Raw genomic sequence first — 23,866 nt, forward strand, 5'->3', positions numbered from 1 at the left:
TCAAACCAGATAGTCGCGCAGCGCGTGCTGCACGCACGGTGTGTCGAGCAGCGAGCTGTTGTGGAAAAACCTGACGATGTTGCCCACCAGCGGGTGGTGGCGGTTGATCGGGAAGGCCAGTCCGGCGATTTCCTCACGCAGTGAGCACCGCGTGGTTTCGCTGACCGGCAGCGCATCGATCAGGCGCAAATCGAAGGATTTCTGGATATCGTTGGTCAGGTAATGGCCGATGAACACCGGCAGAATCTGCGCGATGGTTTCGCGGTCCGCGTCGCTGGCGGTGTGCCAATAGATGCGCACCATCCGCGCCCAGAAACTCGAGTGGCGACCCTCGTCGAGCAAGTGGTCGGCCATCAGGCCCTTGATTGATGGCTTGACCGAATCGTCGCGGGCGAACGCGGCGACATCACCGGTCACGGTGTTTTCGGCGATCGCCACGCAGATCAATTCCACCGCGCTGCGCAGGTGTTCCGGCGCCAGCGCAACAGCGGCGGGAATCGCCCGGCTCAATTCGATTTCGTCGGGCAACGGAATCGGTTCGATACCGGTCAGTGCCACCGTTTGCTGCATGAAATCCATGGCCACCAGCGCGTGGTAATCCTCATCGACCACCACGGTCATCGCGTCGTAACGACAGGCGAACGGGAACGCCACGGCGAAGCGATTCTTGGCAATGCTGCGGGCGGTCTTGTCGACGATTTCGGTCTCGAAAATCACTACGTCATTGATGAATTTGTACAACGTCTGCACTAGGGCGAAATCACGTTGTTGCGGGCATTCACGCAGGAAGGTTTCGCTGAGCACCAGCGGCTGGCGGCTGAGTGGATAGATCAAGCGCTGATCGTCTTCGAGCAACCGCCGTGGACGGGTGCGGATGGTCGCGCGGCTTTCCCAGGCCTCGGCGAAGGATTGATAGTCGGCAGCGTTCATTGGGCCACCTCGGCAACTTCCACGCCCATGCTCAAGCGCAGCCCGTCCCACAAGGCGATGCGGCTTTCCACGGCAGCGATGGCGCTGGCGTAAACCTCGGCTGCGCGCTGCGGATCGCCATCGACCAGACGCTCCAGCAACTGTTCGGCGGCGGGGCCATGGTCTTCGGAATCGACTTCGATATGCCGTTGCAGGTAGTAGCGGAAGGTCGGCGCCTGTTCGATGCCGATGCCCCAGTCATCGAGGATGCGCTGGAACATTGTCGGAATGACGCTCTCGCGACCATGCAGGAACGCGGCGGCAACGCTGTGTCCCGGCGCCTCCAGGGCAATGCGCAAGGTATTGCGGACAAACTGCGCGGCCGCCGGGTCGACGTCGACGCTCTGCAACGCGACGTCATAACTCACGCCTTCGCGCTGCAACGCGACGAAGCGCTCCACCGCCGAGGTGCTCGCGCCGATTTCGCGCATCGCATCCAGGTACAACTCGAAGTGGCTGTAGTGGCCGGCATCGAGGCGATCGTCCGATTCCTCGCCCAGCACGATCTCGTTGATCAACCGAGCGGCGTGGGGATCGCGCGGCGGCAACCAGGGTAAACGCGTACAGGTCAGTTCCTGTTGCAGGCGCTTGGTCAGCGACATGAAGTCCCATACGGCAAATACATGGGTTTCCATGAAACGACGTAATACCGATAACGAAGTAATCTCGGAAAAGATCGGGTGAATACTCAGTTCGGCTTTCTTCAGGGCGAGTTGCTGCTTAGTAGGCATCATGATGTCCTTTATCAGTGATATGAAGTGCACGGTTCTTTGCCATTGCTTTAAACGGTCGAGCAAGTTGGATGGGAACTTGTCCGGGCAATAGCTTGATTGCGGTGTAACGCCGTTGCGGCGCCACGGTTGCTACATCTGCTGCGTAAGGTATGCCGCGCTGAACGGCGACGTTCAAACCTGGCGAGAGAAAAACTAATACAGGGCAAATGCATTTAACAAGTTTATTTTTAATTATTTTAAGTTGTCTGTTTTTTGAATATGAGAGTGGCCGATAAAACTTTCGGATCAAGTTTTATTTGGGCGTAGTTACTCCTTTCGGCTAATAACGGCCAAAATCGATAACAAGAGTGAATGCCTCACTCGAAGCAACTTTTTAAACAAGGGAAGTTTATGAATTCAAAGGGGGCGAAAGTTGGCCGGGACCGGCGCCATGACTTCCTGTTTCCCGTGACAAGGCTCCTTCCGTAGGTTCCTGTTGCGGGGACTGTGCCGTCAGGGCGGCGCGTCCCCGTTCTGTAGGGGTGGCGCTGGAAGAGTGCGGGTAAATTGCCGTCAGGGCTATTACCGATTGGTCATCGGCGGGCAGCGGAAACGCGTCGGCAGGGTCGGGGCGGTCGCCAGCGGGCACGCCGATCCGCTGCCAGACCCGGCAGCAGAGCGGTCGCGAAGATTTGTAAGGGGATTATTCGACGTACGAGATATCAGCGTGCGGTGTGGCGCTTCTGTGCGGCGGGAGTCGCGAGGTAGCGGGTGATGACCTCGACGCCACGGTTGAGGTGCTGCTCCAGCATTTCGAGCGAGCGCGGGATGTCCCGCTCGATCACGGCCTGGAGCATGGCGCGATGGTCATCCTGGGACAGCTTGCCCAGGCCCATGGCTTCCAGATTGAAACGCAGAAAACGTTCTTCTTCATTCAGACCGTCTTCCACCAGACGCAGCAGTCGCTGATTGGGCGCCTTGCTGTACAGGGCCATGTGGAACAGACGGTTGAGGCGGCCGATCTCGTTGTAGTCGTGCTGCGCTTCCAGTTCTTCGATGTAGCCGGCGGCGAGTTGATGCTCGGCCTCAGTCAGCAGCGGAATGGACTGCCGCAATGCCTCGGATTCGAGCAAAATGCGCAACTCGTAGGTTTCAGCGGCATCGCCCTGGATCAGCGGTGCGACTACGGCGCCTTTGTGCGTGGTGACGCTGAGCAGCTCTTGCGCTTCGAGCTGACGCAAGGCTTCGCGCACCGGCATGCGGCTGACCCCGAACAGATCGGCCAGATCCTGCTGGCGCAGCGCAGTGCCACAGGGCAGGCGGCCATCGAGAATGGCCGAGCGCAGGGTTTCTTCAATCACCGACCGGGCCAGATGCGCAGGAATCGGTCCCTCGACTTTAATGCTGTGCAGCGGTTTGGGCTTCTGAGTCACGACAACACACCCTGTAGGTCGCAATATTTGGATCCAAATGACACTAGTGATTGCTCTACAGGTTGTCAAACCTTGTAAAACAAAGCGCTGCAATCTCAAGTCTAGCGCGTCTTCGATGATCTCACGGTGCCATTGTTTTTTGCCGGGCTAAGCTTCACCATCAAACGCTTCCTTTCTGTCCTTCTGGAAACCTGCAGTGGCGGTACGTTTCGCGATCCCTCGGACCTTGCGCTGGCTTGGCTGCGCATTGCTGCTGGCCGGCGTCATGCTGGGCGGTCTGCACGCCGATTGGGATTTTTCCGCGATCAGCCGCAAGGCCACTGCTCTTTATGGGCCACTGGGCGCCGGGCAGCAGCGCATCGATGCCTGGCAGAATCTGCTGGCGACGCAGAAGCAGGCCAGTGAGATGGACAAGCTCAAAGTGGTGAACCTGTTCTTCAACAAGCAGGTGCGTTACGTCGAAGACATCGATCTGTGGCGCGAAGTGGATTACTGGGAAACCCCGATCGAAGCGCTGTGGAAGGGCGCCGGCGACTGTGAAGACTATGCCATCGCCAAGTATTTCAGCCTGCGCCATCTCGGCGTTTCCAGTGACAAGCTGCGCATCACCTACGTCAAGGCGCTGCGCCAGAACCGCGCGCACATGGTGTTGACGTACTATGCGACCCCCGATGCCATGCCGCTGGTGCTCGACAGCCTGATCGATCCGATCCAGCCGGCTGCGCAGCGGACCGATTTGCTGCCGGTCTACTCTTTCAATGCCGAAGGTCTGTATCTGCCAGGCGCCAAGGGCAATAAAAAGGTCGGCGACACCAAACGCCTGTCACGCTGGCAGGATGTGCTGAAAAAAATGCAGGCCGAAGGTTTCCCGGTCGAGACGACTAACTAGGAGCACGCGCTCAGATGTCTTTGTTCAAACAGCTGTTGATCGCTATCTGTCTGTTCCTGGTCGTGGCCTTCACCGGCAGCTTCATGGTCAGCCTGGAGAGCTCGCGCACCCAGTACGTCAACCAGTTGCGCTCCCACGCACAGGACGCGGCGACGGCGCTGGCGTTGTCGCTGACGCCGAATATCGACGACCCGGCGATGGTCGAGTTGCTGGTCAGTTCGATTTTCGACAGCGGTTATTACGCGAGCATCCGCGTGGTCGACGTGAAGACCGAGCAGACCATTGTCGAGCGTAGCGGTACCCCGGCGGTGAGCAACGTGCCGGACTGGTTCGTCAAATTGATCGGCCTCGAACCGGCTGGTGGCGATGCACTGGTCAGTCGTGGCTGGGAGCAGGCGGCGCGGGTCGAAGTCGTCAGCCATCCGATGTTCGCCGTGGCCAAGCTGTGGCAGAGCGCACTGGGCAGCCTTGGCTGGTTGCTGATCTGCGGTGCATTGAGTGCGGTGCTCGGCGCGCTGTTGCTGCGTCGGCAGTTGAAGCCCCTCGATTACATGGTTCAGCAGTCCCATGCGATTGCCCGCCGCGAGTTTCTCAGCCTGCCGGATCTGCCGCGCACGCCTGAATTGCGTCGCGTGGTGCAGGCGATGAATCAGATGGTCGAGAAGCTCAAGACGCTGTTTCAGGAGCAGGCCGAGCGCAGTGAAAAACTGCGTACCGAGTCCTATCAGGACAACCTCACCGGCCTGGCCAACCGTCGTTATTTCGAGATGCAACTGAACAACCGTGTGAGCAACCCGGAGCAGGCCAGTTCCGGTTATTTGCTGCTGTTGCGGGTCAAGGATCTGGCCGGGCTCAACCAGCGTCTCGGCGGCCAGCGTACCGACCAATTGCTCAAGGCTGTCGGTGAGCAACTGACCCGCGAGTGCGCCAGATATCCACAAACCCAGGACTTGGTAACGCGCATTCGCGGCGGTGAATTCGCCGTGCTGGCGCCGGGGCTGGTGCGTGAGGAAGCGCTGCAGCTGGCGCAGAATCTCGACAATGCCTTGAGCAGCCTGCATGCCACTGGCGCTACCGATGTGCCAGCGGTGGCTTCGATCGGGCTGGCGCCCTTCGCTCACGGCGACTCCCCGCAAGCGGTGCTGACACTGGGCGATCAGGCGCTCGCACAGGCCGAAGGGCAGGGCGAGCAGAATTGGGCGTGCATCGATCAGAGTCTGGTGGCGGAGGTCGGTGACGACCATCACGCTTGGCATCGACTGCTGGATCAGGCTTTGAGTCAGCAGCGTTTCGAGTTGTATTTCCAGCCGGTGGTCGCCGCGCAGGACACGCAACTGGTGCTGCATTACAAGGTCCTGTCGCGCTTGCTCGACGAGCAGGGCCAGACCATTCCCGCCGGGCGCTTTCTGCCGTGGCTGGAGCGCTTCGGCTGGACCGCGCGGCTTGATCGGCTGATGCTCGAACGCGTGCTCGAGCAGATGAAAGGGCACGAGGATTCGCTGGCGCTGAACCTGTCCTCGGCGACGCTGGCCGACCCGCAGGCGCTGAACAAGGTCTTCGAGATTCTGCGCGCGCATTCCAATCTCGGCGCGCGTCTGACTCTGGAAATTGGCGAGGAGCAGTTGCCTGAACAGGCGGTGCTGGAGCAGTTGACCCGACGCCTGCGCGAGCTCGGTTTCTCGCTGAGCCTGCAACGCTTCGGCGGGCGCTTCAGCATGATCGGCAACCTGGCGCGGTTGGGTCTGGCGTATTTGAAGATCGATGGCAGCTACATTCGGGCGATCGATCAGGAGAGCGACAAGCGCCTGTTCATCGAAGCGATCCAGCGCGCGGCGCACAGCATCGATCTGCCGCTGATTGCCGAGCGGGTCGAGACTGAAGGGGAGTTGTCAGTGATTCGCGAGATGGGCTTGTATGGCGTGCAGGGGCAGTTGCTCGGTGAGCCGAAGCCTTGGGGGTGAGCCAATAAGCGCCCTCACCCTAACCCTCTCCCAGAGGGAGAGGGGACTGACCGTGGGATATTTACGAGATACGCCGACGTGCAAGAGCTCCACTGAATCCAAAATCGACTCGATCGCTCAGGTCGATGGATAGCGCAAGACACCTCGATCGGCCCCCTCTCCCTCAGGGATAGGGCTGGGGTGAGGGTAAGCTTTGGATCCTGGGAGGATCAGATCAACCCACCCTCATCCTCATCGATCAACTGGCTCAACCCGCCCAACGCTTCACGTGCCTGGGTGCGGTCCATCAGTTTGGCCTGGGCCGCCGCTGGCAGGTCAGTGACGCGGATCACGCCTTTCTGGGTCAGCACCTGAATCAGGTCGTCGAGTACCCGAATCATTTCAAAGTCGCTCTGCTTGAGCTGTTTGAGGCTGTTTTCCACGGCTTCGTTGGCGTACCACGCCTGAATCTCATGGTTATCGGCGGGCAGCGTTTCCGTGGCCTCGGCGTACGCCGCAGCTTCCACGCGAATCAACTGGCCTTGCGCATCGCGTTGCACGTAAAACATTGAGCATCCCTCACAAATGAACAGCGTCATGCTGTCAGCAGCATAGCCAACTGCGCGCCAGTATGCGGGGCGCCGATCAAATCGTCACCGCTGCGTTGCCAGCAAACGCGACGGCCGCCTCACAGGAGGCGGCCGTCGTTGTTTCAGCCTCAGCTGTTGTTGTGATCGACCTTGATGGTCGGATCGCTGCCGGCAATCAGGTTGTGCAGGTTGGCGCTCGCCCAGTTGTTGCCTTCCAGTTTGATCGTCACGTCCGGCGTGGCCGCAGCGGCATCGCCCGAGTTGAATTTGCCCGCCGAGCTGACTTGCAGCGACGACGTGCCATCCACTGTGGTGATCTTCAGGAAGTTGTCGATCGTGCTGCCGGTCTCGCCCTGCAACAGGTCGCGCAGGTCGATGCGGTCGCCTTCGCTGGCTTTGAAATCCTTGATCACATCGCTACCGGTGTCGCCTGATTTCCAGACGAAGGTGTCGCCACCGGAACCGCCAATCAGGATGTCATTGCCCTGACCGCCGATCAGCGTGTCGTTGCCGGTGCCGCCGAGCAGGATGTCATTGCCTTTGCCGCCGTCGAGCAGGTCGGTGCCGCCCGAGCCGAACAGGATGTCATTGCCTGCGCCACCCAGCAGCGTGTCGTTGCCATCGTGCGCGCCGGACACATCGAACGCCTGATAGTGCTCGGTGATGTACTGGTGCACGTTGCTGGTGGTGACTTTGCTGACGTCGACGCCGGTTTCTTTGGCGACGAACGCCTGCATCGCCTGGTAACCCTCGCCGGCAATGCCGTTGAAGCTGACCAGATCGCCGAACAGGATGTCGTTGCCTTCGCCACCGTTGACGGTGTCGTTACCCGGCATCGTCGCTTCGGTATGGCCGATGATCGAGTTGGCCAGATCCTTCGGATCGATGTTGGTTTGCGGCGTTTTGTCCGAATCGTACGGCTTGAGGTCGTTGAGGCTGACGTCGTTGTTCAGACCAATGGCTTCGACGCTCGACAATCCGCTCAACAAAGCAAAGCCGCTGGTCGAATTGCTGGTCGTCGACGAGTTGGTGCTGTTGCCGGTACCCGCGAGGTTCGACAATTCATAAGTACCGTCGCCCTGCGCATGAATCGTGCCCAGGGTCTCGCTGCTCCAGCCCCACCACGAGTTGTAGGTTTGCAGCACAACGCTGCCGGCACTGTTGATGGTCAGGTAGTGCGAGTTGTCGATGTAGGTGCTGAACGTGTCGCCCTGCTTGTAGTTGCTGGTGTTTACCACGCTGTCGAGTTTCACGTTGCCATACAGCGTCGGGTTGGTCTGCTCGCCGGTCTGGTAGTAAGTCGGCTGGCCGTCGGTGATGAAGTACGTGAGGTTCTTCGCCCCGGTGTTGGCCACTGCGTCGGCGCTCTGGAACCAGTTGGCCGTGGTCTTGAACACGTCCTCATAGTTGGTACCGCCGCCGGAGCCCATCGAGTTGAGTACGGCTTTGAGCAAGGTCAGCGCATTCGGGTCGTTGAGATTCACCGACACCGATTTGTTGACCTGGGTATCGAAGTCCACCAGGAAGATGTTCACCGTGCCCGAGTTGCTGCCGCCAAGGCTTTGCTTGAGGCTGTTGAACACCGAGGTCAGCGAGTCTTTCGCGGCGTTCAGCGACGAAGTGCTCATGCTGCCCGAGCTGTCGACCATGAACGCGATGTTGTAGTTGGTGCCCGGCACCACGGTCAGGCCGCCGATGTCAGCGACGATGATGTCGTTGGCGTCGGTGCCGATGACGTTGTCATCACCCGAGGTGGCGGTGACCGCGTTGTACACCGCAGGCACTACCGTGACCGGAATGGTCGCGGTGCTGCTTGCCGAGCCGCCGACCTGTTCGGTGGACGTCGAGGTCACGGTCAGGTTGAACTGGCCGTTGTAGTAGGTCGGCGGAGTCACGGTCAGAGAACCGAGGTTCCAGCCGGTGACGTTGGCTTCGCCATTGCTCGCGGTAACGGTGAAAGTATGGCCCGCGCCATCGCTGAGCACCGAACCGACCGGTGCACCGCTGATCTTCACGCTCAGGGTTTCCGAGCCGTCGGTGTCGGTCAGCGCGGTGCTGATTGCCGACAGTTTCACCGTGGTGCCTTCAGCGCCGGTGTTGAGCTTGTAGCCGTCGTAATAACCTTCGCCGTTGGTGCCGTGCAGATCGGAGACGGTCACGCCCGAGTTGATCAGGTCCTGCACACCGGTGTAGATCGGCACGCCGGCGTTGCTCAGATCGATTGGCGTGCCGCCGTTGACCGACAGGTTGACGTCGTAGCTGCCCGGGCCGCTCTGGTTGTGGTGGTAGATGTCGAGGGTGTAATAACCGCTGGTGGTCGGGGTGAACGAACCATTGATCGCACCGCCCGCGCCCCAGGTACCCGACGCCACGTTCTTTCCACCGATGGTGATCAGCAGGCTGTCATCGGCCACGCCGCTGAAGCTGTAGGTCTTGCCGGCTTCCAGGTAGATCAGGCCAGAGGTCTTCGACGCCGTACCGGCGGCGACACTGCCGTCAGACTGCACGTTGGTGACGTTGCCGCTGGAGTTCGGTTTGCCGGCGGCGTCGATGACGTTTTTCAGGGTGGTCGAATTCGCCCCGCTGCCGTCAGTGCCCAGCCCCGAGAGACCGGTCCAGACTTCCTTGATCAGGCCGGTGGATTTAACGCTGTTGTCAGCCACGGCTACGGTCGGCGCATCCGCCACTGGCGTGATGTCGATCTTCACCGTGCCGGTGCTGCCCAGCGCCTGGCCATCGGTAGGCTGGAACTTGATCTGTGCGTAGTCCGCCTGATTGTTGCCCAGACCGGTGCCGCCGTAACCGTTGGTGCCCGACTCGTTGGCGTCCGGCAGGAAGCGCAGCTTGCCGGCGTCGATGTCGGCCTTGCTGAAGGTCTGGTTGTTGGCAACATCCTTCCAGGTCGAGCCGTCCAGATACTGCAGTTTGCCCTCGCCCGGCAGCTGCGTGATCTTGATACCAAGGCTGCTCGCCGGGCTGTCGACATCGCTGACGCCAAAGGTCGACCAGCCGAGTACCAGCGGCGTGTCTTCGGTGCCGGTGACATTGTTTGGCGCAGCGACCGGTGCATCGTTGACCGCCACCACGTTGACCGTGGTCGTCGCCGTGTTCGAGTAGTTGCCGCCATCGGTCACCGTCACGGTGATGACGCGCGGCACGGTGCTCGGGTTTTCGCTGCTGTTGGTGAAGCTGATGTTCTTGATGGCCTGCATGTAGTCGGCCAGGGTCGCGTTACCCGAGAGGGTCAGGGTCACCGTGCCGTTGGTGCTGTTGGCATTGATGGTGATGCCGTTGACGCTATTGCCCAGATTCAGCGCATCGCCGTCCTGACGGTTGGTCAGTACCACAGTGGCGCCGGTCAGCATCGTGCTGTCCGGGTCGGTGATGCTGATGTCGGTGTCAGCGATCGACACGCCGGCGCCCGGGGTGTTCTCGGTGAACGTCACTTTGTAATCGGCACCGGTCGCACCGCTGGAGTTGTTGGCATCCAGATCCAGCACCGGTGGCGCATCGTTGTCGATGATCGAGGTGCTGACGCTGCCATTGGTGCTGCTGACCGCGAGGTTCTCGAAGTTGCCGCCGGTAGCCGAATCGATCTTGACCACGAAGTTCTCGGTGCCTTCGGTGATCTTGTCATCGAGGGTGACGACGTTGAACTGCGCGCTGCTGGCGCCCGCCGGGATCTTCACGGTGTACACGCCGGTGAAGTCCGAACCGTCGGCAGCAGTGCCGCTGTAGACGATTTTCAGGGTCACTTCGGTCTGCGCCGGGTGATTGAGGCTGACGGTATAGCTGGCGGTCTGGCCTTCGGTCACCGAGCTGCTGCCAGTGATGCTGACGGTGGTGGTGTCGATGGTGTCGGTGACGCTGGTCACTGCTGGCGTGGTGCTCGATACCAGTTTTTCGAAGTTGCCACCGGTGGCGCTGCTGATGGTCGCCTGCACGGTGCCGGCGTCTTTGTAGACGTCGTCAGCTGGCGCTGGAACGTTCACGGTGCCGGTGGTTTCGCCCGCTTTGATGGTGATCACGGCACCGTTCGACAGGGTCACGGTCACTGGCGAGCCAGCGGCGTTGGTCAGGGTCGCGGTGTAAGTGATCTGGCCACCTTCAGCCACCGAACCGGTCGCCGACAGGGACAGGTTGGTGGTGTCGACGGTGTCGGTCACGGTGGTGCTGACCGGAGTCTTGTCGGCGACGAGATTTTCGAAGTTACCGCCGCTGACGTTGGTAATCGAGTTGGTCAGCGGCGCGTTGCCGGTCAGCGCATCGTTCGGTGCGACGGCAGTTACGGTGCCGGTAGTCTGGCCGACCGCGATGGTGATGTTCTGGCCGTTGGCCAAAGTGACCACCACTGGCGAACCGGTGACTGGCGCGCCGACGGTCGCGGTGTAGACGACGTTGCCGCCTTCTGCCGCTGTGGCGGTTGCGCTCAGTTTTACGGTGGTGGTGTCGATGGTGTCGGTGACGCTGGTCACGGCTGGCGTGGTGCTCGGTACCAGGTTTTCGAAGTTGCCACCGGTAGCGCTAGTGATCGTTGCCTGGACGGAACCGGCGTCTTTGTAGACGTCATCGGACGGGGCCGGAACGGTTGCGGTGCCGGTGGTTTCGCCAGCCTTGATGGTGATCACAGCGCCGTTCGACAAGGTCACGGTCACTGGCGAACCAGCGGCGTTGGTCAGGGTCGCGGTGTAGGTGATCTGGCCACCTTCGGCCACCGAGTTGGTGGCGCTGAGCGACAGATTTGTAGTGTCGGTAACGTCGGTGACAGAAGTCGAAACCGGAGTTTTGTCGGCGACTAGATCTTCGAAGTTGCCGCCGGTTACGCCAGTGATCGAGTTGGTGATCGGAGCGTTGCCAGTCAGCGCATCGTTCGCAGCAACAGCGGTTGCGGTGCCAGTGGTCTGGCCGACGCCGATGGTGATGGTCTGGCCGTTGGCCAGAGTCACGACGACAGGCGAACCGGTTACCGGCGCGCCGACGGTGGCGGTGTAAGTCACGGTGCCGCCTTCAGCCACCGAAGTATCGGCGGTCAGTTTGACGGTCGACGTGTCGATGGTGTCAGTGACTGTCGTCACCGCTGGAGCAGTGCTCGGAACGAGGTTCTCGAAATTGCCGCCGGTGGCACTGGTGATCGTCGCCTGCACGGAGCCGGCGTCTTTGTAGACGTCATCGGACGGTGCAGGAACGGTTGCGGTGCCGGTGGTTTCGCCTGCTTTGATAGTGATCACGGCGCCATTCGACAAGGTCACGGTCACTGGCGAGCCAGCGGCGTTGGTCAGGGTCGCGGTGTACGTAATCTGGCCACCTTCCGCCACCGAATTGCTGGCGCTCAAGGACAGATTTGTAGTGTCGGTAACGTCCGTGACAGAAGTTGAAACTGGAGTTTTGTCTGCAACCAGATCTTCGAAATTGCCGCCGCTCACGCCAGTGATCGAGTTGATGATCGGAGCATTACCAGCCAACGCATCGTTCGCAGCAACAGCAGTTGCAGTGCCAGTAGTCTGGCCGACGCCGATGGTGATGGTCTGGCCGTTGGCCAGAGTCACAACCACAGGCGAACCGGTGACCGGAGCACTCACAGTGGCGGTGTAAGTCACGGTGCCGCCTTCAGCCACCGATGTATCGGCGGTCAGTTTGACTGTCGAGGTATCGATGGTGTCAGTGACAGTCGTCACGGCCGGAGCAGTGCTCGGTACCAGGTTCTCGAAGTTGCCACCGGTAGCGCTGGTGATCGTCGCCTGCACAGAGCCGGCATCTTTGTAGACGTCATCAGACGGTGCAGGAACGGTCACATTACCGCTGGTTTCACCAGCCTTGATGGTGATCACTGCACCGTTCGACAAGGCCACGGTCACTGGCGAGCCAGCGGCGTTGGTCAGCGTAGCGGTGTAAACGATCGAGCCACCTTCAGCCACAGAACCGGTCGCCGAGAGCGACAGGTTGGTGGTGTCGGTAACGTCCGTGACAGAAGTCGAAACTGGAGTTTTGTCTGCAACCAGATCTTCGAAATTGCCGCCAGTTACGCCTGTGATCGAGTTGGTGATCGGGGCGTTGCCGGTCAGCGCATCGTTCGCAGCAACAGCAGTTGCAGTGCCAGTAGTCTGGCCAACGCCGATGGTGATGGTCTGGCCGTTGGCCAGAGTTACCACAACTGGAGAGCCGGTAACCGGAGCGCCGACGGTGGCGGTGTAAGTCACGGTACCGCCTTCAGCCACCGATGTATCGGCGGTCAATTTGACGGTCGACGTATCGATGGTGTCGGTGACTTGGGTGATCGCTGGCGTGGTACTCGGAACCAGGTTTTCGAAGTTGCCGCCGGCGGTGTTAGTGATCGTCGCCTGGACGGAGCCGGCATCTTTGTAGACGTCATCGGACGGGGCAGGAACGGTCGCAGTGCCGCTGGTTTCGCCTGCTTTGATGGTGATCACGGCGCCATTCGACAAGGTCACGGTCACTGGTGAGCCAGCGGCATTGGTCAGTGTCGCGGTGTAGGTGATCTGGCCACCTTCAGCCACCGAGTTGCTGGCGCTGAGCGACAGATTTGTAGTGTCGGTAACGTCGGTGACAGAAGTCGAAACCGGAGTTTTGTCGGCGACTAGATCTTCGAAGTTGCCGCCGGTTACGCCAGTGATCGAGTTGGTGATCGGAGCGTTGCCAGTCAGCGCATCGTTCGCAGCAACAGCGGTTGCAGTGCCAGTAGTCTGGCCGACGCCGATGGTGATGGTCTGGCCGTTGGCCAGAGTTACCACAACTGGAGAGCCGGTAACCGGAGCGCCGACGGTGGCGGTGTAAGTCACGGTACCGCCTTCAGCCACCGATGTATCGGCGGTCAATTTGACGGTCGACGTATCGATGGTGTCGGTGACTTGGGTGATCGCTGGCGTGGTACTCGGAACCAGGTTTTCGAAGTTGCCGCCGGCGGTGTTAGTGATCGTCGCCTGGACGGAGCCGGCATCTTTGTAGACGTCATCGGACGGTGCAGGAACGGTCGCAGTGCCGCTGGTTTCGCCTGCTTTGATGGTGATCACGGCGCCATTCGACAAGGTCACGGTCACTGGTGAGCCAGCGGCATTGGTCAGTGTCGCGGTGTAGGTGATCTGGCCACCTTCAGCCACCGAGTTGCTGGCGCTGAGCGACAGATTTGTAGTGTCGGTAACGTCGGTGACAGAAGTCGAAACCGGAGTTTTGTCGGCGACTAGATCTTCGAAGTTGCCGCCGGTTACGCCAGTGATCGAGTTGGTGATCGGAGCGTTGCCAGTCAGCGCATCGTTCGCAGCAACAGCGGTTGCGGTGCCAGTAGTCTGGCCGACGCCGATGGTGATGGTCTGGCCGTTAGCCAATGTCACGACGACAGGAGAACCGGTAACTGGCGCACCGACGGTGGCGGTGTAAGTCACGGTGCCGCCTTCAGCCACCGATGTATCGGCGGTCAATTTGACGGTCGACGTATCGATGGTGTCGGTGACTTGGGTGATCGCTGGCGTGGTACTCGGAACCAGGTTTTCGAAGTTGCCGCCGGCGGCGCTAGTGATCGTCGCCTGGACGGAGCCGGCATCTTTGTAGACGTCATCGGACGGTGCAGGAACGGTCGCAGTGCCGCTGGTTTCGCCTGCTTTGATGGTGATCACGGCGCCATTCGACAAGGTCACGGTCACTGGTGAGCCAGCGGCATTGGTCAGTGTCGCGGTGTAGGTGATCTGGCCACCTTCAGCCACCGAATTGCTGGCGCTGAGCGACAGATTGGTGGTGTCGTTAACATCCGTAACAGTGGTCGAGACCGGAGTTTTGTCCGCAACCAGATCTTCGAAATTGCCGCCGGTCACGCCAGTGATCGAGTTGGTGATCGGAGCATTACTGGCCAACGCATCGTTCGCAGCAACAGCGGTTGCGGTGCCAGTAGTCTGGCCGACGCCGATGGTGATGGTCTGGCCGTTAGCCAATGTCACGACGACAGGAGAACCGGTAACTGGCGCACCGACGGTGGCGGTGTAAGTCACGGTGCCGCCTTCAGCCACCGATGTATCGGCGGTCAATTTGACGGTCGACGTATCGATGGTGTCGGTGACTGTCGTCACGGCCGGAGCAGTGCTCGGTACCAGGTTCTCGAAGTTACCGCCGGTAGCGCTTGTGATCGTCGCCTGCACCGAACCGGCATCTTTGTAGACGTCATCGGACGGTGCCGGAACGGTCACATTACCGCTGGTTTCGCCAGCCTTGATGGTGATCACAGCACCGTTCGACAGGGTCACGGTCACTGGCGAGCCAGCGGCGTTGGTCAGCGTAGCGGTGTAAACGATCGAGCCACCTTCGGCCACGGAACCGGTCGCACTCAGCGACAGGTTTGTGGTGTCGGTAACGTCCGTGACAGAAGTCGAAACTGGAGTTTTGTCCGCAACCAGATCTTCGAAATTGCCGCCGCTCACGCCAGTGATCGAGTTGGTGATCGGAGCGTTGCCCGTCAGCGCATCGTTCGCAACAACAGCGGTTGCAGTGCCAGTAGTCTGGCCGACGCCGATGGTGATGGTCTGGCCGTTGGCCAGAGTCACGACCACAGGCGAGCCGGTGACCGGAGCGCCGACTGTGGCGGTGTAGGTCACGGTGCCGCCTTCAGCCACCGAAGTGTCGGCGGTCAGTTTGACTGTCGAGGTATCGATGGTGTCGGTGACAGTCGTCACGGCCGGAGCTGTGCTCGGTACCAGATTCTCGAAGTTGCCACCGGTGGCGCTAGTGATCGTCGCCTGCACAGAACCGGCGTCTTTGTAGACGTCGTCGGACGGTGCAGGAACGGTCACATTACCGCTGGTTTCGCCAGCCTTGATGGTGATCACAGCACCGTTCGACAGGGTCACGGTCACTGGCGAGCCAGCGGCGTTGGTCAGCGTAGCGGTGTAAACGATCGAGCCACCTTCAGCCACAGAACCGGTCGCCGAGAGCGACAGGTTGGTGGTGTCGGTAACGTCCGTGACTGAAGTCGAAACTGGAGTTTTGTCCGCCACCAGATCTTCGAAGTTGCCGCCGGTCACGCCAGTGATCGAGTTGGTGATCGGAGCATTACCGGCCAACGCATCGTTCGCAGCAACAGCGGTTGCGGTGCCGGTAGTCTGGCCGACGCCGATGGTGATGGTCTGACCGTTGGCCAGAGTCACGACCACAGGCGAGCCGGTGACTGGCGCGCCGACGGTGGCGGTGTAAGTCACGGTGCCGCCTTCAGCCACCGAAGTATCGGCGGTCAGTTTGACCGTCGAAGTGTCGATGGTATCGGTGACATTGGTCACCGCTGGAACCGCGCTTGGCACCAGGTTCTCGAAGTTGCCGCCGGTCGCACCCTCGATGGTCACTTCGACTTTGCCGGCATCTTTATAGACGTCATCTTTAGGTGCGTCGACGGTCACGGTGCCGGTGGTTTTGCCTGCATCAATAGTGATCGTGGCGCCGTTCGACAGGGTCACGGTCACCGGTGTGCCGGCCGGGTTGGTCAGGGTTGCGGTGTAAGTGATCTGGCCGCCTTCGGCTACCGAATCGCTGGCGGTCAGGTTCAGGTTGGTGGTGTCGGTGGTGTCGGAAACCACGGTGTCTGCGGACTTGCCGTCGACCACCAGTTTTTCGTAATTGCCACCCGTGGCGCCATCAATGGTCACGCTCAGCGAGCTGCCGCCCGCCAATGGGCTGTTCGGCGCGACGTAGTTGACGCTGCCGGTGGTTTCGCCAACGGCGATGGTGATGGTCTGGCCGTTGGACAGGCTGACGGTGACCGGCGAACCGGTCACTGGCGCGCCCACGGTCGCGGTGTAGACCACGGTTTCGCCTTCGGCGACGTTCGCAGTGGCGCTCAGCGACACGGTGGTGGTGTCGATGGTGTCGTTGACCGTGGTCACCGCCGGCGCTGTGCTGGTGACGAGGTTTTCGAAGTTGCCGCCGGTTGCGCTCTGGATGGTCGCTTCAACGCTGCCGGCGTCTTTGTAGACGTCATCTTTCGGTGCATCGACGGTCACGGTGCCGGTGGATTTGCCGGCCTCGATGAGGATTGTCGCACCGTTCGACAGGGTCACGGTGACCGGTGTGCCGGCGGCGTTGCTCAGGGTTGCGGTGTAGGTAATCTGGCCGCCTTCGTTCACCGCGCCGGTCGCGCTGAGCGACAGGTTGGTGGTGTCGACGGTGTCGGTCACGGTGGTGCTGACCGGGGTCTGGTCGGCGACAAGATTTTCGAAATTACCGCCGCTGACGTTGGTGATCGAGTTGGTCAGCGGCGCGTGGCCGGCAAGGACGTCGTTCGGCGCGGTGGTGCTCACGCTGCCGCTGGTCTTGCCGACTTCGATAGTGATGTTCTGACCATTGGCCAGGGTCACGACCACAGGCGAACCGGTGACCGGCGCGCCGACGGTGGCGGTGTAGGTGACGGTGCCACCTTCGGCCGCGGTTTCGGTGGCGGTCAGCTTGACCGTCGAGGTGTCGACGGTGTCGGTGACATCAGTGACCGCTGGCGTGGTGCTTGGCACCAGGTTTTCGAAGTTGCCGCCGGTGGCGTCCTTGATCGTGACTTCAACTTTGCCAGCGTCTTTATAGACGTCGTCGGCAGGTGCCGGAACGGTGACGGTGCCGGTGGATTTGCCGGCCTCGATGGTGATCACCGCGCCGTTGCTCAGATTTACGGTCACCGGGGTACCGGCCGGGTTGCTCAGGGTCGCGGTGTAGACAATCGAACCGCCCTCGGCCACGGAGCCGGTCGCGGACAGCGACAGGTTGGTGGTGTCGGCGACGTCGGTTACCGAGGTCACCGCCGGGGTTTGGTCGGCGACGAGATTTTCGTAATTGCCACCACTGGCGCCGTCGATTTTCACGCTCAGAGTGTTGCCGCCGGCCTGTGCATCGTTCGGCGCGGTGAAGTTGACGCTGGCGCTGCTGGCGCCGACCGGAATGGTGATGGTCTGGCCGTTGGACAGAGTCACCAGCACTGGCGAACCGGTGACCGGTGCGGTCACGGACGCGGTGTATACAACCACGCCGCCTTCTACTGCGCTGGCGCTGGCGGTCAGCAAAACCGTGCTGTTGTCGATGGTGTCGGTGACATCAGTTACCGCAGGAGTCTTGTCGATCACCAGATTTTCAAAGTTACCACCGCTGGTCTTGGTGATGCTCGCATCGACCTTGCCGGCGTCCTTGTACACATCATCGCCAGGCGCAGCGACGGTCGCAGTGCCAGTGCTCGCACCCTTGGCGATGTTGATCACCGCGCCGTTGCTCAGGGTCACGCTCATGGCGGTGCCGGCCGGATTGCTCAGGGTGGCGGTGTAGACGATCGAGCCGCCCTCGGCAACGCTGCCGGTGGCGCTCAGGCTGATGTTGGTGGTGTCGACGGCGTCGGTGACTTTGGTCACCACAGCCGAACGATCGGCCTCGACGCGCTCGAAATTGCCGCCGCTGTGGCTGGCGATCGCCGTCCGCACGTTGCTGCCATCGATGTACGGGGTGTTGGCGGGCGCCGGGAAATTCACCGAGCCGCTGGTAGCACCGGCAGCGATGTTGATCACCGCGCCGTTGGCCAGGGTAACGGTCATCGCAGTGCCGGCCGGATTGCTCAGGGTCGCGGTATAGGTGATCTGGCCACCTTCGCTGACGGTATCGCTGGCAGTCAGGGTCAGTGCGGTTGTGTCGACGGTGTCGTTGACCGTGGTGCTGACCGGGGTCTTGCTGACGTCGAGTTTCTCGAAGTTGCCGCCGCTGGCATCGGTCATGGTTACGGTGAGCTTGCTGACGTCCTTGTAGACGTCATCGCTCGGTGCGGCAATCGTCACCGAACCGCTGGTCTTGCCGGCTTCGATGGTGATGGTCTGGCCATTGCTCAGGTTGACGGTCACCGGCGTCTGCGCGGCGTTGGTCAGCGTTGCGGTGTAAGTGATCGAAGAGCCTTCGAGCACATAGCTTTCTGCGCTGAGGGTCAGGTGCGTGGTGTTGACCGTGTCGGCAACATTGGTCACCGCAGGCGTAGTATCCGGCACCAGATTTTCGAAGTTGCCACCGGTGGCGTCCTTGATGGTCACTTCGACTTTGCCGGCGTCTTTGTAGACGTCATCGGCAGGTGCCGGAACGGTCACGGTGCCGGTGGTCTTGCCGGCTTCAATGGTGATGACCGAGCCGTTGCTCAGATTCACGGTCACAGGCGCGCCGGCCGGGTTGCTCAGCGTCGCGGTGTAGGTGATCTGCCCGCCTTCGTTGACGTTGCCGGTGGCAGTCAGCGCGACGCTGGTGGTGTCGACGGTGTCGGTCACAGTGGTGCTGACCGGGGTCTTGTCGGCGACCAGATTCTCGTAGTTGCCACCGCTGACGTTGGTGATCGAGTTGGTCAGTGGTGCGTGACCGATCTGCACGTCATTCGATACCGGGGCGGTAACGCTGCCGGTGGTCTGGCCGACGGCGATGGTGATGTTCTGGCCGTTGGCCAGGGTCACGACAACTGGCGAGCCGGTGACGGGCGCGCCGACAGTGGCGGTGTAGGTGACGGTGCCGCCTTCAGCGACCGAAGTGTCGGCGGTCAATTTGACCGTCGAGGTATCGATGGTGTCGGTGACTTGAGTGACCGCTGGCGTGGTACTCGGAACGAGGTTCTCGAAGTCGCCGCCGGTGGCGCTGGTGATGGTGGCCTGCACGGAGCCGGCGTCTTTGTAGACGTCGTCGGACGGAGCCGGGAAGCTCACATTACCGCTGGTTTCGCCTGCCTTGATGGTGATGACGGCGCCGTTCGACAAGGTCACGGTCACTGGCGAGCCAGCAGCATTGGTCAAGGTTGCGGTGTAAGTGATCTGGCCGCCTTCAGCCACGGAAGCGGTCGCGCTCAGCGACAGATTGGTGGTGTCGGCCACGTCGGTGACGGTGGTCGAAACTGGAGTTTTGTCCGCCACCAGATTTTCGTAGTTGCCACCGGTTACGCCAGTGATCGAATTGGTCAGCGGAGCGTTGCCGGTCAGGGCGTCGTTCGGTGCGGTGTAGGTGATGGAGCCAGTGGTCTGGCCGACGCCAATGGTGATGTTCTGGCCGTTGGCCAACGTCACGACCACAGGCGAGCCGGTGACTGGCGCGCCGACGGTGGCGGTGTAAGTCACGGTGCCGCCTTCGGCAACCGAGGTGTCTGCGCTCAGCTTCACCGTCGAGGTATCGACGGTGTCAGTGATTTCGGTCACAGCCGGCGTAGTGTTCGGCACCAGATTTTCGAAGTTGCCGCCGGTGGCGTCCTTGATGCTGACTTCGACCTGGCCGGCGTCTTTGTAGACGTCATCGGCCGGCGCTGGAACGCTAACGGTGCCGGTGGTTTTGCCGGCATCAATGGTGATCACCGAGCCGTTGCTCAGGGTCACGGTTACCGGGGTGCCGGCCGGATTCGTCAGCGTGGCGGTGTAGGTGATCTGGCCACCCTCGGCCACGGAACCGGTGGCGCTGAGGCTCAGGCCAGTGTCATCCACCGAATCGGTAATCGTGGTGACCGCAGGCGTGTTGCTTGGCACCAGATTTTCGAAATTGCCACCGGTTGCACCAGTGATCGTGGTGCTGACGGTGCCGCCATTGTTGTAGACGTCGTTGGCTGCAGTCGGCACGTTGACGGTGCCGACGGTTTCGCCCGCAGCAATGGTGATGGTCGAACCGTTCGACAGAGTGACGGTTACCGGGGTTTGCGCCGGGTTGGTCAGTGTCGCGGTGTAAGTGATCTGACCGCCTTCAACGATGTTGTTGGTCGCGGTCAGAGTCAGGCCAGTGTCATCGACCGAGTCGGTGATGGTGGTCACGGCTGGTGTGGTGTTTGGCACCAGATTTTCGAAATTGCCACCGGTAGCGCCAGTGATCGTGGTGCTGACGGTGCTGCCATTGTTGTAGACGTCATTGGCCGCAGTCGGCACGTTGACGGTGCCCACGGTTTCGCCAGCCGCAATGGTGATGGTCGAACCGTTCGACAGAGTGACGGTTACCGGCGTCTGCGCCGGGTTGGTCAGTGTCGCGGTGTAAGTGATCTGACCGCCTTCAACGATGTTGTTGGTCGCGGTCAGGGTCAGGCCAGTGTCATCGACCGAGTCGGTGATGGTGGTCACGACAGGTGTGGTGTTAGGCACCAAATTTTCGAAATTGCCACCGGTGGCGCCAGTGATCGTGGTGCTGACGGTGCTGCCATTGTTGTAGACGTCGTTGGCCGCTGTGGGCACGTTGACGGTGCCGACGGTTTCGCCCGCAGCAATGGTGATGGTCGAACCGTTGGACAGAGTGACGGTTACCGGGGTTTGTGCCGGGTTGGTCAGTGTCGCGGTGTAAGTGATCTGACCGCCTTCGACGACGTTATTCGTCGCAGTCAGGGTCAGACCGGTGTTGTCGACCGAATCGGTGATGGTGGTGACCGCAGGCGTGTTGCTTGGCACCAGGTTTTCGAAGTTGCCACCGGTAGCGCCAGTGATCGTGGTGCTGACGGTGCTGCCATTGTTGTAGACGTCATTGGCCGCAGTCGGCACGTTGACGGTGCCCACGGTTTCGCCAGCCGCAATGGTGATGGTCGAACCGTTGGACAGGGTGACGGTAACCGGCGTCTGCGCCGGGTTGGTCAGTGTCGCGGTGTAAGTGATCTGACCGCCTTCAACGATATTGTTGGTCGCGGTCAGGGTCAGGCCAGTGTCATCGACCGAGTCGGTGATGGTGGTCACGGCTGGTGTGGTGTTTGGCACCAGGTTTTCGAAGTTGCCACCGGTAGCGCCAGTGATCGTGGTGCTGACGGTACTGCCATTGTTGTAAACGTCATTGGCCGCAGTCGGCACGTTGACGGTGCCGACGGTTTCGCCGGCAGCAATGGTGATGGTCGAACCGTTGGACAGAGTGACGGTTACCGGGGTTTGCGCCGGGTTGGTCAACGTTGCGGTGTAGGTGATCTGACCGCCTTCAACGATGTTGTTGGTCGCGGTCAGGGTCAGGCCGGTGTTGTCGACCGAATCTGTGATGGTGGTAACGGCTGGTGTGGTGTTCGGCACCAGGTTTTCGAAGTTGCCACCGGTAGCGCCAGTGATCGTGGTGCTGACGGTGCTGCCATTGTTGTAGACGTCGTTGGCCGCTGTGGGCACGTTGACGGTGCCGACGGTTTCGCCCGCAGCAATGGTGATGGTCGAACCGTTGGACAGAGTGACGGTTACCGGGGTTTGTGCCGGGTTGGTCAGTGTCGCGGTGTAAGTGATCTGACCGCCTTCGACGACGTTATTCGTCGCAGTCAGGGTCAGACCGGTGTTGTCGACCGAATCGGTGATGGTGGTGACCGCAGGCGTGTTGCTTGGCACCAGGTTTTCGAAGTTGCCACCGGTAGCGCCAGTGATCGTGGTGCTGACGGTGCTGCCATTGTTGTAGACGTCATTGGCCGCAGTCGGCACGTTGACGGTGCCCACGGTTTCGCCAGCCGCAATGGTGATGGTCGAACCGTTGGACAGGGTGACGGTAACCGGCGTCTGCGCCGGGTTGGTCAGTGTCGCGGTGTAAGTGATCTGACCGCCTTCAACGATATTGTTGGTCGCGGTCAGGGTCAGGCCAGTGTCATCGACCGAGTCGGTGATGGTGGTCACGGCTGGTGTGGTGTTTGGCACCAGGTTTTCGAAGTTGCCACCGGTAGCGCCAGTGATCGTGGTGCTGACGGTACTGCCATTGTTGTAAACGTCATTGGCCGCAGTCGGCACGTTGACGGTGCCGACGGTTTCGCCGGCAGCAATGGTGATGGTCGAACCGTTGGACAGAGTGACGGTTACCGGGGTTTGCGCCGGGTTGGTCAACGTTGCGGTGTAGGTGATCTGACCGCCTTCAACGATGTTGTTGGTCGCGGTCAGGGTCAGGCCGGTGTTGTCGACCGAATCTGTGATGGTGGTAACGGCTGGTGTGGTGTTCGGCACCAGGTTTTCGAAGTTGCCACCGGTAGCGCCAGTGATCGTGGTGCTGACGGTGCTGCCATTGTTGTAGACGTCATTGGCCGCAGTCGGCACGTTGACGGTGCCCACGGTTTCGCCAGCCGCAATGGTGATGGTCGAGCCGTTGGACAGAGTGACAGTTACCGGGGTTTGCGCCGGGTTGGTCAGTGTCGCGGTGTAGGTGATCTGACCGCCTTCAACGATATTGTTGGTCGCAGTCAGGGTCAGCCCGGTGTTGTCGACCGAATCAGTGATCGTGGTAACGGCAGGTGTGGTGTTTGGCACCAGATTTTCGAAGTTGCCGCCGGTAGCCCCGGTGATCGTGGTGCTGACGGTGCTGCCATTGTTGTAAACGTCATTGGCTGGGGTCGGCACGTTGACGGTGCCGGTAGTCTGGCCAGCGCCAATGGTAATGGTCGAGCCATTCGACAGCGTGACGGTGACCGGAGTTTGCGCCGGGTTAGTCAGCGTCGCGGTGTAGGTAATCTGGCCGCCTTCGGTCAAGCTCGAACCAGCCGTCAACGTGACGGTAGTGGTGTCGACGGTGTCGGTGACTTGCGTGGTCGCCGGGATAGTCGGCGGGGTCACGGTGATGCCGTTGCCGCCGCTGGTGCCAGTGACGGTCACGTCGATCTGGCTCGGGTCGTTGTAGACCGTGTCGTTCGGTGCCAGCGGCACGTTGACGGTGCCGGTGGTGGCGCCGGCGGGAATGACGATGACTGCGCCGTTGGACAGGGTGATAGTCAGGTCGGTCAGCGGCGCCTGGGTCAGGGTCGCGGTGTACACCAGCACGCCGCCGGCTTCGGTGATGGTCGGCGTGGCGCTGAGGCTCAGGGTCGAGTCACGCAGTGCGTTGGTGGTGGTGTCGGTGGTCAGGCCGCCCGTGGTGTCCTGCGCGACTTGCCCGGCAGAATTGATGCCCGCCGTGGGGAAGCCAATGGTCGGATCGACGCGGCCAGCGGTAGCGTCGAGCATGACGAAGCTGTGACCACCACCGGCCGCACCGCCGGTACCTGCGGCGGTCGGGCCGGCCGCGGTGGATTCGAGTGCGGTGGTCGGGTCGACACCGGCGGCGATGGCTTGCTGCAGTTCTTCTACAGAAGGCGCAGCCTGCGCCGTGGCTTCGGCCAGGTCAGTGCTGGAGTCAGGCGAGCTGGCGCTCCACTGGGTGTCACGGCCCAGATCGAGCATGCGGCCATCAGCCAGTTCCAGCGACACCGCGCCGGACAGACCGGTATCGATCTGGTCGCCGACATACAGGCGATCGCCTTCAACGAGTACGCGACGCACGCCCTCTGGGGACACCACGAAAACCTGACCGACAATGCTTTTGACGACGGCAACAACACTGCTCATTGAAGACTCTCCGGGGTGTCACATTCAGTTGACTTCCATGGACCTGACGGGCGTCGGCGCCACTT

Annotated in this window: 7 protein-coding genes; 2 read left to right on the top strand and 5 right to left on the bottom strand. The window is 61.0% G+C overall.

Going from position 1 to position 23,866, the window contains the following annotated elements:
• The 3 genes from AB9L16_RS00375 to AB9L16_RS00385 form a co-directional block, all read right to left on the bottom strand.
• Complete coding sequence (locus AB9L16_RS00375) at nt 1-930, bottom strand: diiron oxygenase (RefSeq protein WP_236169885.1); 930 nt, start codon at nt 928-930, stop codon at nt 1-3.
• A complete protein-coding gene (locus AB9L16_RS00380) occupies nt 927-1,703 on the bottom strand; it encodes a DUF3050 domain-containing protein (RefSeq protein WP_375122955.1) in 777 nt (258 codons plus the stop codon). Before AB9L16_RS00380 ends, AB9L16_RS00375 begins: the two co-directional genes overlap by 4 nt.
• 701 nt (nt 1,704-2,404) lie before the next feature.
• Nucleotides 2,405-3,115 carry a GntR family transcriptional regulator gene (locus AB9L16_RS00385; RefSeq protein WP_056786898.1) on the bottom strand — a complete coding sequence of 237 codons (711 nt, stop codon included), beginning with the start codon at nt 3,113-3,115 and terminating at the stop codon, nt 2,405-2,407.
• Between the two features lie 196 nt (nt 3,116-3,311).
• Here AB9L16_RS00385 and lapG point away from each other — a divergent pair, with 196 nt between their 5' ends.
• Both lapG and lapD read left to right on the top strand, forming a co-directional pair.
• Nucleotides 3,312-4,004 carry a cysteine protease LapG gene (lapG, locus tag AB9L16_RS00390; RefSeq protein WP_056786901.1) on the top strand — a complete coding sequence of 231 codons (693 nt, stop codon included), beginning with the start codon at nt 3,312-3,314 and terminating at the stop codon, nt 4,002-4,004.
• A 14-nt stretch (nt 4,005-4,018) separates the two neighbouring features.
• Complete coding sequence (gene lapD, locus AB9L16_RS00395) at nt 4,019-5,965, top strand: cyclic di-GMP receptor LapD (RefSeq protein ID WP_056786903.1); 1,947 nt, start codon at nt 4,019-4,021, stop codon at nt 5,963-5,965.
• A 209-nt stretch (nt 5,966-6,174) separates the two neighbouring features.
• Here the strand turns inward: lapD and AB9L16_RS00400 are convergent, their stop codons facing one another.
• Both AB9L16_RS00400 and AB9L16_RS00405 read right to left on the bottom strand, forming a co-directional pair.
• Complete coding sequence (locus AB9L16_RS00400; protein ID WP_016772279.1) at nt 6,175-6,513, bottom strand: hypothetical protein; 339 nt, start codon at nt 6,511-6,513, stop codon at nt 6,175-6,177.
• Nucleotides 6,514-6,662: 149 nt separating this feature from the next.
• A complete protein-coding gene (locus AB9L16_RS00405; protein WP_375122956.1) occupies nt 6,663-23,801 on the bottom strand; it encodes a LapA family giant adhesin in 17,139 nt (5,712 codons plus the stop codon).
• Nucleotides 23,802-23,866: the final 65 nt, after the last annotated feature.

Source organism: Pseudomonas sp. LW8, assembly GCF_041956865.1.
In the GTDB taxonomy this organism is placed as follows: domain Bacteria; phylum Pseudomonadota; class Gammaproteobacteria; order Pseudomonadales; family Pseudomonadaceae; genus Aquipseudomonas; species Aquipseudomonas siliginis.